This is a genomic window from Peribacillus sp. TH16, from assembly GCF_016651095.1.
Taxonomy (GTDB): domain Bacteria; phylum Bacillota; class Bacilli; order Bacillales; family DSM-1321; genus Peribacillus; species Peribacillus butanolivorans.
Genome location: NZ_JAEKEM010000009.1, coordinates 2,625,779 through 2,640,168, shown reverse-complemented (window position 1 = coordinate 2,640,168; position 14,390 = coordinate 2,625,779). Strand labels below are relative to the sequence as shown.

At 39.9% G+C, this 14,390-nt stretch carries 9 protein-coding genes; 5 read left to right on the top strand and 4 right to left on the bottom strand.

Going from position 1 to position 14,390, the window contains the following annotated elements:
- Nucleotides 1-57: 57 nt before the first annotated feature.
- Entirely contained in the window at nucleotides 58-1,596 is a 1,539-nt protein-coding gene (locus JFV29_RS26750) for an aminotransferase-like domain-containing protein (protein WP_309558298.1), read from the bottom strand.
- A gap of 32 nt (nucleotides 1,597-1,628) precedes the next feature.
- On the opposite strand from JFV29_RS26750, the gene JFV29_RS26745 reads away from it, so the two are divergent.
- Nucleotides 1,629-2,237 carry a LysE/ArgO family amino acid transporter gene (locus JFV29_RS26745; protein WP_201187437.1) on the top strand — a complete coding sequence of 203 codons (609 nt, stop codon included), beginning with the start codon at nucleotides 1,629-1,631 and terminating at the stop codon, nucleotides 2,235-2,237.
- 641 nt (nucleotides 2,238-2,878) lie between these two features.
- On the opposite strand, the gene JFV29_RS30800 is transcribed toward JFV29_RS26745, so the two are convergent.
- Nucleotides 2,879-5,851: a DEAD/DEAH box helicase gene (locus JFV29_RS30800; protein WP_242486954.1), complete on the bottom strand. Its 2,973-nt coding sequence runs from the start codon at nucleotides 5,849-5,851 to the stop codon at nucleotides 2,879-2,881.
- Nucleotides 5,844-7,469 (bottom strand): hypothetical protein, encoded by a 1,626-nt coding sequence (locus tag JFV29_RS26735; protein ID WP_056524292.1) that lies wholly within the window; start codon nucleotides 7,467-7,469, stop codon nucleotides 5,844-5,846. The genes JFV29_RS30800 and JFV29_RS26735 overlap by 8 nt, the downstream gene beginning before the upstream one ends.
- Nucleotides 7,470-7,601: 132 nt before the next feature.
- Between JFV29_RS26735 and JFV29_RS26730 the strand changes: the two genes are divergently transcribed.
- The gene (locus tag JFV29_RS26730; protein ID WP_201187436.1) at nucleotides 7,602-8,150 is read left to right on the top strand and encodes an REP-associated tyrosine transposase; all 549 of its coding nucleotides are present in this window, start codon (nucleotides 7,602-7,604) and stop codon (nucleotides 8,148-8,150) included.
- A 235-nt stretch (nucleotides 8,151-8,385) separates the two neighbouring features.
- Here the strand turns inward: JFV29_RS26730 and JFV29_RS26725 are convergent, their stop codons facing one another.
- The gene (locus JFV29_RS26725) at nucleotides 8,386-9,279 is read right to left on the bottom strand and encodes a helix-turn-helix domain-containing protein (protein WP_053348525.1); all 894 of its coding nucleotides are present in this window, start codon (nucleotides 9,277-9,279) and stop codon (nucleotides 8,386-8,388) included.
- 542 nt (nucleotides 9,280-9,821) lie between these two features.
- Here JFV29_RS26725 and JFV29_RS26720 point away from each other — a divergent pair.
- From JFV29_RS26720 to JFV29_RS26710, 3 genes are all read left to right on the top strand, one after another.
- On the top strand, nucleotides 9,822-10,139 hold the full coding sequence (locus tag JFV29_RS26720) for a hypothetical protein (protein ID WP_053348526.1): 318 nt from the start codon (nucleotides 9,822-9,824) through the stop codon (nucleotides 10,137-10,139).
- A 644-nt stretch (nucleotides 10,140-10,783) separates the two neighbouring features.
- Nucleotides 10,784-12,223 carry a hypothetical protein gene (locus JFV29_RS26715; RefSeq protein WP_201187435.1) on the top strand — a complete coding sequence of 480 codons (1,440 nt, stop codon included), beginning with the start codon at nucleotides 10,784-10,786 and terminating at the stop codon, nucleotides 12,221-12,223.
- Between the two features lie 156 nt (nucleotides 12,224-12,379).
- A complete protein-coding gene (locus JFV29_RS26710; protein WP_201187433.1) occupies nucleotides 12,380-14,386 on the top strand; it encodes a penicillin-binding transpeptidase domain-containing protein in 2,007 nt (668 codons plus the stop codon).
- Nucleotides 14,387-14,390: the final 4 nt, after the last annotated feature.

Sequence of the window (14,390 nt, the reverse complement as noted above, 5' to 3'; positions counted from 1 at the left end):
GGCAGCTCCCATTTATGTCTCAACATGATGAGTCGGCTTTCTGAATCCTTCAAGAATTTAAATCAACCGCCGAATGATCTTTGAGAGGGTTTGAATACCATAAGCTAATTGTTCCTCCGAGGCGTAAGAATATGAAAGCCGTAGATGTGTATTGTTATTTGGTTCATATATGTACCCCGGATTAAGGAGTATGTTCTCCTTTATCGCTTGCTTGAAAAGGTTTGGATTCACAATTGGTTTACATAATTTTAACCATATATAAAATCCGCCTTGAGGTATTTGCCATTCAGCCAGTTCCTTAAAATATTGATTGAGAAGAGTTAATGTAAAATCTCTACGTACTATCAACTCATGCCTTAGCCACTCTAAATGCTTTGAATATTGATCACTTGCTAACCATTCTGCCACAAGGTGTTGGGAAAGAGCACTGGACCCGTAATCCATTTGCATTTTAATATCTGCTAAACGTTCAATCACAGTTATTGGACCAGCAATCCATCCGATGCGCAATCCGGGGCTTAATGTTTTGGACATACTGCCAATGTGCAATACAAGGCCATCTGTATCAAGGGATTTTATAGGTAGCGGCGGTTCCTTTTCAAACCACAAGTCACTATATACGTCATCTTCAATAATCGGAATCTGCTCTTTTTTACATATGGATAAGAGGTTTAGTCTTTCCTCTTTTGTCCATGTAGTATTGGTTGGATTGTTAAACGTTGGAACAGTATAAAACAGTGACGCTTTCTTCCTTCCATTGATGCGCTTTATTTGTGTGGGAATACTTTCTCGGCCTTGTTTTGATAAGCCTACTAAGTGCATGCCCGCAGATTGAAAAGGATGAACAGAATTTAAATAGGAAGGGGATTCATGTAACACCATTGATCCCTTTTGAAGTAAACCAACTGAAATCAATTGTAGGGCTTGAAGCCCACCAGAAACGATCATGAGGGAGCTGGGGCTTGCGTTGACCCCTTTTGTTTCTAAATAAACACTTATACATTGGCGAAGCCTTTTATCACCCTTGGGTTCAGAATAACCTAATGAGTGGGCATCAAAAGAAGTGGATTGCAACGTCTTTTCGATTTTTTTTGTAGGCAATAGAGATGGAGAAAGTTCCCCCGTGCCTAATCTGATGATGGCAGTGTCTGTTTCATACTGATTAATGTCCTGAATCGTTTTTAAATTAGGTTCATGAAGGCCATTCCGGACATAGTTTTTCCAGTCGGGCTGTTTGCTGGAGACGAGCACGTTCCATGTGTTATTCGAAACAAATGTGCCAGACCCAACCTTAGTTTCTAATAGTCCGTCTGCAATCAACTCATCTATAGCTGTAATGATGGTACTTCGGTTTACGCCAAAAGAATCGGCCAATGAGCGTTGTGATGGAAGCTTGGTAGCAACTGGCCATTCCCCTCGTGTAATTTGTTGTTTCATCCAATCTACTATTTGTTGGTGAAGAGATTGGTTGGACGGCCGGTTTGGTCTCCATTCGATAAACATACGAAAACCACTCCTTTCATGTTCTATATTCATTATAAATTGGTTGGATTGAAAACCAACCAAATGGATGGTCAATCCCTTTGTTTTTTTCATTATACTGAATATGAATGGAGGGAGGTATTCGTATGGAACCATTTTTTCATGGATTGTTATTGGCATTAGGGCTGATACTGCCATTAGGAGTGCAAAATATATTTATTTTTAATCAAGGAGCAACCCAATCTACCTTAAAAAAGGCATTGCCTGCAACGATCACAGCTGCCATTTGTGATACAGTACTCATTCTGTTAGCTATTTTAGGTGTTTCGTTGATTGTCATGCAATATGATTGGTTGCGTCTTACATTAATCATAATCGGAGTTATATTTTTATTGTATATGGGTTTTCAGATTTGGTTTGCCAAAGCGAACTCACGGTCAGATGCTCAAACTATGCAGATGTCCACCAAAAAGCAAATTGTATTTGCTTTATCCGTATCACTACTGAATCCACATGCAATCTTAGATACGATAGGTGTAATCGGTTCGAGTTCACTTGTTTATTCAGGAACGGATAAAATGATTTTCACGGCAACATGCATCGTGGTATCATGGTGCTGGTTCCATGGATTATGTCTTGCGGGACGATTGCTAAAAAAGGTTGATACATCTGGCAAATTCCTTGGAATATTAAATAAAACCTCTGCAATCATCATCTGGATTACGGCTCTCTATATGGTGAAATCGATGTTTTGAGACAGATAAATGGCATCTGAATTCGAACTTAACTAATCTGGAAAAGAAGTAGATTACCCAGTTGGATAATCTATATTTAAGGAGGAAATGCAATTTTCCCTTTCTTATTTGCAGTTAAAACTGTGCAAATTCATGTATTAGCCTTACAGGATAGTTTTGATCTGTTTTCATTATCTCCCTTTCCATTTCTGGTGATAACTCAAACCCTTTCTTTTTAAATGATATTCTTCTCCACTAGTGCCTTCGTGTTGTGAAAGAGAATTCTAAAAAAACCAATTAGCGTCCAAGCCAATCGAAGTACCAGGATTTATAAAGAGTCATGTCATCTATCATAGATCCAGATGGGTATCTCCCGTGTTGCAATCATTCCTTACGCTATTAGAAGAAAGGTTCTTTGATGAATGAACAGGGTCAAAGCAAGGATTCCTTTAAATAAACTGGATCGGAGAAAGTTATAGACTAGTTTGCTAGCTATGAAAGGTTTTTAAGAGTTAAAAATTGCAGTATTAATCGGCGCTTTTTGAATAAAAAAGGAGAATACATCTCGAATATGTATTCTCCCTTTTTTTATGTCTTAATAAGCTAACACCCTGCCCTCATTCATCTTCGTATCGTGAGAGTTTTTTTTGAGTGTGAGTACATTATTGAAGTGCAACTAAGTCCTTTATTTCCTCTGTGGAAAGTTCAGTGATCCAGTTGTCACTACTGATAATTTCGTCGTTTAGTGCTTGCTTTTTATCAAGCATCTGGTCGATTTTTTCTTCCAGTGTCCCTGTGCATATTAACTTATGAACATGAACGAACCGCTGTTGTCCAATTCGATAGGCACGGTCTGTAGCTTGATTTTCAACAGCAGGATTCCACCAGCGATCATAGTGAATGACGTGGTTTGCTTCTGTTAAATTAAGTCCTGTGCCACCTGCTTTTAACGATAGAATGAAGATTGGAAAATCTCCATCTTGGAATCGAGTAATCATATCATCACGTTGCTTTTTGTTCGCACTCCCATTCAGGAAGGGAACTTCAAAGCCATACCGTTTTTCTAACAATTCCTTCATCATGTTGCCCATCCCAATATATTGAGTGAAAATGAGGCAGCTTTCATCTTGTTCGCGGACAGCGTCGACAAGCTCAGTCAGTTTCTCAAGTTTGCCAGAGCGGTTAGGTGCCTTCAGGATGTTTTCTTTTTCCGTCTCTTTTAAATAAAGAGCAGGGTGATTGCAAAGTTGCTTTAGTTTATTAAGCATTTGCAGTATGATGCCTTTTCGTTCAAAGGCCGACAGCTGTTCGATATCAGTAAAGGTATCCTTGATTAGCTGTTCATACAGTGATGCTTGCTCGGTGGTAAGCGGAACGAATTCCTTTTGCTCTTGCTTATCCGGAAGATTCAGAGCGACTTCTTTATCACGTTTTGTCCGGCGGAGCAAGAATGGTTGAATCAAGCGCTGTAATTCCTTGATTTTACCCTTCTGTTCTTCACGTTCGATGGTCGCCACATATTTTTCCTGGAATTGACCAAGCGTTCCAAGATAGCCTTTGTTAATAAAGTCAAAGATTGCCCATAATTCGCTTAAACGGTTTTCCATTGGCGTACCCGTTAAGGCGATATGATGACTGCCATTAAGCTTGCGAACCGCCTTGGATTGCTTCGTTTGGGCATTCTTGATATTCTGTGCTTCATCAAGGATGACACTGCTCCAATGGATGGAAGACAGTTCAGCCACATCTTGGTGGGTCAGGCCATATGAAGTTAAAACGATATCATGGCCCGCTGCTTTTTTAGCAAAGGCTTCACCTTTAGCTCGATTAGATCCGTAATGAAGATGAACCTTAAGTGTGGGCGCGAATTTTTCTAATTCTTTTTGCCAGTTGCCAAGAACGGATGTCGGACAGACGATAAGGGCTGATTGAACTGAAACAAGTTCTGGAATGGAGGTTATTATTTCTACCTCATCGCTGCTCTCCGTGTTACTTTCTTCGTCGACAATGATCGGTTCACTCTTTTGTTCGTCCTTCGAGGCAATAGGGAGCTCCTTAAGGGCTCCTTCAGTGTCCTTCACATGAAGTAGGTAGGCAATCATCTGAACGGTTTTCCCGAGCCCCATATCGTCTGCAAGACAAGCTCCAAAACCATGCTCTCTTAAAAAAAGCAGCCAGCTCATGCCGAGTTTTTGATAGGGACGCAAATCGCCTTGAAGTGTCTTAGGAATGGGCAGGATGGAAATATGTTTTGTTTCCTGCAGTCTTCCCACCATTTTACGAAGCTCCTGATTCAATTCAAATTGAATTCGGAGCATTTCGTCGTTTTCTGAATCATCATCGGCATCCTCTTCTGTGCTGTTCAATAATTCTTGCTGCAGCAAATCCGACAATTGAATTCCTTTTTCATTGGCTGTTTCCATCAGTTCCTGAATTTGCTTAATGAAAGCTGGGTCGAGTTTAACCCATTGGCCGCGAATATAAACGAGTCTGCGTTTTTCATTGACGAGCTCCTCGAACTCCGCCTCAGTGAGCTCTTTACCATTCAGGGAGAACCGCCAATCAAAGTCCATTAAAGCTTTAAGGCCGACGTAAGAGGGGCCCCGATTCGATTGGCTTTTTACTTTCGCTTTCACCTTGAGAGTGGACTCTTTCAGGGCTAGCCACCAGGATGGAAGAAGAATTTCAACACCAAGAAACAGTAATTTTTCGCTAGCATCGGTCAAAAACTCCCATGCGTCGGTTTCCGAAAGCTCTCTTTTTAGACGCCCATTCTCTCCAAGCCAGGGCACGACGAGTTGCCAGCGTTTAGTAGCACGCACCACATCGCTTGCGTACTTATTCCAGCCACGTGGAAGTTTTTTTCCTGTATATGTTTCGATGATATTCTCATCTCTTTTGGAACGAAGGGTGACATCGAGTATCCAAGGTCCATCACCATCCGGGGGCTCAGTTAACCGAAGGCCTATAGTGAATGGTTTAGGATCATGCTGGGCGCCGAGCCACTCCTGCCAGCTGTCTTTGTCGAAAAAGGCCTGCAATTCTTCAGGAGAAAGTCGTGAATCCTTTAATGCTCCGACAGCTTCGCTCCATTTATGCTGCATCGGTGAGTAGTTTTTTAAATACATATTCGCGGCACCATTATACCACTTCTCGATAAAAGTTCGATTGGTTTCCATTTCATGTGTAGGAAGGTCCAAGGAGATTTCTTCTTCCCAAAAGGAAGGAACAAATTCCTCCTCTACTTCTTCCGGCAGCTTCCAGCCGATTGAATCCAACTGTAAATTAGTGAAATCCGGTACGGGAATCCCTGCTTCAATGGATTCATGAAGAACAGGTGCTGCAGACAGGCAAAGGGAGGAAATCTCGGACCATTCCCATTCAATGAAGGAGTTAAAGCTTTCCTTCGCAAAAAAATTGAGCAGACCCCAAGCGTCAAGAATGAAAACTGGATTTCCTTCTATCGTATCGGTCGTCATTTTAGTACCGTAAAAGCTGGCGTCATCCCAATTAAATAACAGTCTGCGAATATAATTCGTGTTGAGAAAGCTATTCTCTTCATTGACGACACCAAGGACGTAGGTTCCGTTTTCGAGAGCCGCTATTTTGATTTTTAATTTTCCTGGATTAAACATCGATTAGCTTACCCCTTTTTAGTTCTTCTTGGAAAGCGCGTAGCCGTTTCGTTGAATCGGCTACATATAGAATATAGCGTTCGAATACGTCTTCTTTTTTACTCTTTTTATAGATAGTGCGCATCTTTTTTAAATAGCGAACAGCTTGCTTATAGGCAGGACGGTTTTTCAAGGACACTTTTTCCTGAACCGCATGGTAATAGAGGGGCAGGATTAGTTCAGGTTCCTTAGAGACCACTTCTTTAATGGATTCACTGCTGATTAAATCAATGCTGATATCTGAGTAAATATGCATCTCCACCCATTTTTTGTATTGTCCTTGTTCAAAAAGGAAATTTGCGTAGTTCCAATAGCTGTGTGGAAGGGTAGCTCGGTAAAATTTTTCAAGCAAATCGGTCCGCTTTAACTTATAGCAGCAGCTGCTAATCAAAGTCGTAAAGGTCCGAACGAAATCCACCCGCTGATAATAATCAGACAGATCCTCCAAAAACTCCTGTACATGAGCGATGATGAACTCAATGAAAGGAATGGCCCGTGAACGGTTGTCTGATTCAGACAGGAGAGTCAGCCAATAAAAGATATACGGACAGGCTTCCTTCTTCAATTCATGGAGAAGTTCGATCGCCTGATGATCCTGATTCTCTAGCAGGGATAGGTGAATCGCTGCTAGAGAATAGGAGGTACGCTCAGTCGTACCTAAATACTGTTCTGGAAGTTCTCTCTTGACCCGTTCGAGTTCCTCTTTACGCCATGAGGACGTGGTGAACAAAAAGCTCCAAATCTCCCGATAGAGATCAATCTTTTCATATTCTAGGCCTTCCCCGCCATTCAGTAGCTTCGCTACATCTTCTTTGATGCTGAAAACGAAAGGATCAAAGGCGAAGGGGCGTGCCTGTCGACTAAGCGGCTGTACCGTTTCATGCAGCTCTTCTGCAAGATCGACGGCCAGTGCATAAAAGACACGGATCGTTTGCGTCTGACTTTTATGTAACTGAATCATTCTCAGTGTCAGCTGCATTGTGCAAAATTGTGTAACAAAATGATAAAGTAGCTTCCATTCCCGTTCCATGGGGGCCTTGGAGCTGAGACGTTTAAAGTAGGTCTGTATATGGTTTTCAATCACATAAGTTGGTGCGCCTAAATGAGGCTCTACTTGTTCCGTGAAGGTAACGTTCACGAATTGCTTCCATGATGGATAGCTTTTATCTAAGATAATGGATTTCTCCTCTACTTGTTTAAGTAATTCACTTGCCCGCTTTACTTGCTGTAAAGCTTGGGCGGGTGTGGTATTCTTTGGTGCGTTCCATTCGCTTAACCAATCGGAAACACTAGCGTATTCCGAATACGCAGAAAAGAAAACCGCCATTTGGTGCCGGCAAATAAACCTGGAATCACATGTACAGCTTCCATCCTGAGGGAAGAGAAGATTCAACCTTGCCTTATAGCGAGTGACATCCTGCACCTCAGCAGTAATTGTATCCACCGCTTCCTCTTTAAGATCAACAAGCCCCTGACGGTACAATTGAAGCCCTTGATTTACCACATCCGAATCATCCGAATTCCCGGCATCCAAAAATCCTGCCAGTCGCTCCCCAACAAACAACAACTCCCGCTCCATACTCTCCTCCTTTAGGGGTCAGACCCCATTTCCTGAAATTATATTTTTGTATTATCATTGATCTATCAGTACTTTAACAACACCGGATAGGGGTCAGACCCTATTTCCCGGAATAGGAAAGGATGATGTTTTATGCCTCGAAAACCGAGGATATGGTACCCTGGTGCGATGTACCATATTACAAGCCGTGGCAATCGCCACAGTAACATTTTTTTAGACGACAAGGACCGACTTCGTTATCTGCATCATTTAGAGGAAACGAAAGAAAAATATTTCTTCGAGCTTCATAGCTATTGCCTCATGACCAATCATGTTCATCTTCTCCTCGAAACGATGCAGCACCCCATCAGCGATATTATGCATAAGCTGAACTCCCGCTATGCTATCTCCTTCAATAGGCGTCATGACCACGATGGACACCTTTTCCAAGGCCGTTATCATTCCGTCTTAATCGAATCAATCGAACAATTCACTGCTACAAGCCGTTATATTCATTTAAACCCTGTAAAAGCCAATATCGTCAAAAACCCCGCTGAATATAAGTGGAGCAGCTATAGAGCCTTCCAAATAGGGAAACCAAACATGCACGTCAACCCCACACAAATCCTTCATTACTTTCAAACCCCACAAAATTACGAAGAATACGTAATGAGGGGGTCAGACCCTATTTCCCATCTGTAAAAAAGACCAGAAAACCTTTGAAAGTATAGGGTTTTCGAGCAATCGGATAGGGGTCAGACCCCATTTCCCGAGTGGTTTTTTGAAGCATCTCTTTATTATACTTCATTTTGGCTTGGAATTTGAAATGGAGGAATACAGGTTTTGGAATATGGACATGAGAGCTTGTGTATTTGCTTTGTGAATTCGTAAATGTGAAGAGCCATTCCCGTGTGGGGAATGGCCTTTTAATATAGTTTTAGTTTATTTTCATTTCATTCTTCCAACTATCCAGTCTTTTGTTGATAAACGTAGCAAATGTATGATTCTTTTGTAACGTGAAGAGAAAAGCAGACTTTTCTAGATATTCTTTTGCTTCTTTATAGTTACCTACCAGTTCAAGGTTGTAGCCTAAATGGTAGTGTAAATCGGCTAAAGCATATAATTGATCATGTTCCAAGCACCATTTTATCGCATCGCGGCAGCATGTAATAGACTCTTCATATCGGACTAATCGTGTTAACACTCTACCAAAATTATAGGATAAACGTGTCTTTAGCGTCTTATCTGTTAGGATAGGAAGGGCTTTCAAATGATCAAGTGCCTTCTGAAGCAATGCAAACGCATTTTCGTATTGTTCTTCGGCAACGTACATCACACCGAGACTACTTAAAATTTCGAGCTCCCGTTCCGAATAAATTTTATCCGTAGTATGAGTAATAGCAATGGCTTGTTTAATAAATTCAATAGCTTTATCTAGATCTTTATTTTTTTCGTATTCATAGATGCCTTTGTGCCAAAGAATCAGCTGATGATTCTTTTTGTTCTGAAGAAATAGTGGACTGTTTTCCTCAGTCTTCACAATTTGTTGCATTTCCTCATAATTTCGGGTTCTTCTGGCTATTTTTAGTTGATGGATCACTTCTTCTACGTAATCCAGTCTAGGGGTCATGCCAATATCAAAAAAATAATTCACATCCACTCCTAAGCGTTGAGAAATTAGATAGAGAGTGGACGCGTAGGGATAGACATCACCTTTTTCAATCTTGCTAATCTGTGCTTGTGTACAAATACCGGATGCTAACTCTTCCTGTGAAAGTCCGATTTGTTTGCGTAGTTCTTTTATTTTTTGTCCAACTGCAAAAAAATCCATTTTGATTCTCCTTAAAATATGCCTAGAGTTATATTTTGTTATGAAAAATCGGTAAAAGCTGTATGTACCTGTCCTTAACGGTTTAAATAGATTCTTTAGTCGATATATATGATTTTAAGAAGTGTGGTTAAATATAACTATAGAATTAATTTCTATTTTAACCAATATTTTTTTGTAAAAAAGGAGGATTGACCTATGAAAAAAAGTACTAAAGCATTAGTCGTATCTTTTCTTATCATCGCTGCTTTTGTAATTGTTCCAAACGAATTACCAGGCCTATACGCAGAACTTCCAGGCTTATATAAATAAGAATCGAACTTTAATTTTGCTCTTTCTAGCATCTTCATTCGAAGATGTTTTTTTTTGTTCTTTTGGAGATTATTCTTTTGCGCATATTCCTTTAGTTATAATTATCTACGAATTGGGAATAAAAGGTCCAATTGGTACGGGTAGAAGAAACGTAAGCGTAGTTTGGAACGCCTATTTCCTTTTATTAATTTTGTTATAGTATAAATAACAAAACGGAGAGAGGTGTAAGGTTAATGATTGATATTAATATGAAAGTTCAACCCTCTTTTTACGATGAAGAATGTGCCATTGTGTTTTCTTTTTATTTTGATAAGGCAACCAAAAAGATCGGTGAAGCTGTGGTATACACATGCAAAAAATCAAACGAAAAAGGATACAACCAAGATAATATAGATACAGATATACAGGAAAAAATCGCTTATATTAAAGAATTTTCTATAGTAGATGAATATCAGGCAACATCTATGAAGAAAATTCAACATTTTTTGGACGTAATCGGTATCAAAAAGTGCGTAAGGCACAACCATCTAGGAAATGAAATTGCATTTTAAACAGTAAAAACTCATGGCATTTGTGTGTCATGAGTTTTTACTGTTTAATTGAGATTTTTGAGCTTTCATTTTCACTTTTTTCATGAAGTCACTCATTCGTTTTCTATCACTTGGCTTTGAGGTATTTTTTTCAAATAATTTGAATTGATGTTTGTTGTTATTGGATTTCATGATGCCGCTCCTTTTCTGGGTTTTTACCCTTTTTCATTTCATCTAAAACGTGAATTTAACGGATAAGTAGGACCGTATATAAAAGATAGGGTCGGGAAAACTTAAATATTCCTATAGTTATATTTTTGTCTGAAAATCTCAGTATAATAGAATTTATTACCATCCAATACGCTGTAATGCTTAAATAAGGTGTATTTTCGTGTTTTATTCTACTGAAAATAAATGCTAAAATGTTCCGAATATCGGATTTTCATTAGAAACATCAGTTTCTAGTACCCTAAAGTGAGGAGAGTTGAAAGACTCTCTTCGATGGCCCCCAGGCTCAGGCTTGGGGGATCTTTTTTTTTGTTGGCGGATACTTTGTCCACTTTATTTTTACAATATGTTTCGTTTTGTTTTTGTATGCCTGGGTAGATATAAGAAACAAGATGATTTAAACCTGGGCCATCCCGGTTTAAGCGGAGGAATAGATGATGGATGTGATAAATAATAAAAATGATCTTACGAAGCGTTCCTTTCAGCAGTTCATCTTTCCATTCACACTTGAGGGAAATAAGATTGAAACTTTTGTGAAAAATTTGCTAGAGGACAATTTCGTATTTTTGAACTTGAAAGATATGAATCAGCAAGGTGGATTTTACGGAGACCACAAAGTTTTACACCGTAAATTAGAAAAATACTTTATGCCGTACATTGAGCCTATTTTGTTTCCAAGCAGTTCAAAGCAGAAGGAAGGATTGCGACGTTTTACAAAAAAACTGGATGTTGGGTGCACCTTCGAATCACCGTATTTAAATACCCCTTTTATTATTAACTCAATTGATATCTTTATATGCCCATTTCATATTGGCATGATGAATCTCCGTGTTACGTTGCCAGAGGGGCTTTCATACAATGATGTGCTCTATTTTGGCGACACGTTCCGAATCCTCGAACCAATTGCCGATGACGAAGAGAAAACGAAAATCGGCTGTAGTAAAAATGAATATAAACAGGTGAAGGATTTTATCTTTAAAGAGTTACTTCCACCGCTGGAAGAGTATATGGACGAAGAACAAGCCGATCCGTCTTATTTCGGAAGCTTACCTTTTTTTATCGATGAAAGAATGTATGTAATTAGCTATATTGCACTCCCAGAGTATCGTAATATTTCTAAAAATGATTTGTACCGTGCCAGTGATCTGAATGGGTATGATAGTGATGGTGAACCCTATATCGGTGCAACAAATCCAGATTACATCGAACGGTATTATCAGGAAAGGGTGTATGACAGGTGGGCGAAGGAAACCTATTATGTAACAAGCGTGTATCATTTTGCCTGTGTCACGAAAGCGACAGGCAAGATGGAACAGCAACTTGTGAGCGAAATGTACGGTCAGCACTTTTATGCGGTGTTGCTTTACTTCTATTATAAAATAGTCCTTCTGAAATTGGCTCATGAACACTCCCGAATTGATGTGGAAAAAGACCAAACAAGTACAGAACAGCTAATCTTCATGATCACTGAGTTTTCCGCAAAATACTTATTTACCGAAGTCAACAGTACGGCCACTGGGAAAGAGCTATTTAAAATGACGGATGAAACCTTTAGGATTGCCCCGCTTTATAAAGAAGTAAAAGAAACACTTTCCTACCTCTATCAGAATCAGGATAAACTAGCTGGGAAAAGCAGTAATTATCTCTTGCAAATCCTCACGATTTACACCGTTATCTCCGGAATTTTCGGGATGAATCTATATATTGAAGATTGGAAAGGGAAATTAACATGGAAAGAGTATATGAATTACACCATATATGAATGGGTGGCCGTCTTTGTAACGACAACTGGTCTTGTTATTTCCAGTTTATTGGGCTTTTTCTTCCTGAAAAAATGGCTGCAAGAGAAAAGGAGTCGAAAAAAGAAAATGCTTTAATTTGTAGGAGTCCTGTACTTAGATACAGGACTTTTGCTTTAGCATAAACACGGGAAATTAGTAAAATGAAGAAATTAGTCATACAAATTCCCCCATTTCTCTAATATTTTGATAAACTATATGTATACCATTCTAACTATTCAATAGGAGGAAATCATGAAGAAACTAGCATTAGTTTCCAGCTTTTTGTTGATGAGCGTATTGTTTTTGGCAGGCTGCTCGGATGAGCCTAGTCCAGAAGAGCGCTTTTCGGCTTACACGAAGCTTTGGAATAAACAGGATTATACGAAGATGTATGAGTATCTGTCATCTGATACAAAGGAAAAAGTCAGTGCAGATGAATTTGCGAAGCGCTATGAAAAAATCTATAAGGGCATTGAGGTCGACCAATTAAAAGTGGACTATAAAAAGCCAAAAGAAGAAAAAAATCATAAAGATGCAGAAAAAGTAAATCTTGCCTATACAGTTGATATGGAAACAATGGCGGGAGCGATTAACTCTGATCATAAGGCAACCCTTGTCAAAGAAGAGGGAGATGAGGAAGAAAATTGGTACGTCAAGTGGGATGAAAGCTATATCTTCCCTGAATTAGAAGCTAATGAAAAAATTTCAGTTGAATCGTACCCGGCAATACGCGGGGAAATTGTTGATCGAAATGAACGTGGCCTTGCGATGAATGGTAACGTTGCAGAAATAGGAATCGTACCAGAGAAAATGGCCAATGAAACTGAGACTGTTAAGAAGGTTGCTGGAATTCTCAACATGTCTACGGATGAAGTGAATCAGAAATTGAACCAATCATGGGTGCAGCCTAGCTATTTTGTGCCTATCAAGAAAATGTCATCCGATAACACCGCAACCTTGGAAAAACTGTTAAGCATTGCTGGGGTCTCGGTCAATAATACAGAGGATCGTATATATCCCTATAAAGATGCTACTGCCCACCTAATCGGATATGTCGGTGAGGCGTCAGCGGAAGACCTGGAAAGATTGAAAGGCAAGGGCTATACCGCAAGTGACGTTATCGGCAAGCGTGGTCTCGAGGAAATTTTAGAAGAACGTCTGAAAGGAAAGCCAGGCGGTAAAATCTATATTAGGACAGAAAATGGCGAAGAAAAAGTCATAGCTGAAAAGCCAGCTGAAGAAGGAGAAACAATTACATTAACCATTGACGCTGAGCTTCAAAAGGATATCTTTAAGCAATACGAAAAAGAAGCAGGGTCAGCTACAGCACTTGACCCAAAGACCGGCGAAACGCTGGCACTTGTCTCAAGCCCGTCATTTGATCCTAACAAATATATATTCGGAATAACAAAGGCCGAACAAAAAGCGCTTGAAGAAGATCCGGATAAGCCGCTTCTGAATCGATTCAGTTCAACCTTTGCACCTGGTTCAACTATTAAGGCAATAACTGCGGCGATAGCTTTGAAAAATGGTGTGGATCCGAATGAGTCAATCAATATCCAAGGGAAAACGTGGGCCAAGTCGACTTGGAAAGACCATTCCATCACAAGAGTCGCTGATCCCGGTGTAGCAATCGATATGGAAAAAGCGTTAATTTATTCAGATAATATTTATTTTGCCCAAAAAGCACTTGGCCTTGGTAAGGACAAATTCACAAGTGGACTCAAAGCATTTGGCTTTGATGATGCATTGGACTACGACTACCCGATTAAAGCATCGAGCATTGGTAAAGTCGACAGTGAAGGGCGCCTGGCAGATGCTGGATATGGTCAAGCGCAAGTTCAAATGAGCACGCTTCATTTGGCTATGACGTACTCAGCATTCTTAAATGAAGGAAACATCCTTAAGCCTTCGTTAATAACAGGCAATAAAACTGAAAAGAAAATATGGAAAGAAAAAGTCATATCAGCTGATCAAGCGAATCAGATCACTAAGATGTTGACACAAGTAGTGGAACATCCTAAGGGAAGCGGTCATGGCATAAATGATCTTGGCATCAAAATCGCAGCCAAAACGGGAACCGCTGAAATAAAGGCTTCCAAAAACTCCAACGGAACAGAAAACGGCTGGTTCGTCGCTATGGACACGGAAGATCCAGAACTTCTTATGGCATGGATGATTGAAGATGTAAAAGGACGCGGCGGGAGTCATTTAGCTGTCGATCAAATGAAACCGATCTTGAAGAAATATTTGAAATGAATAA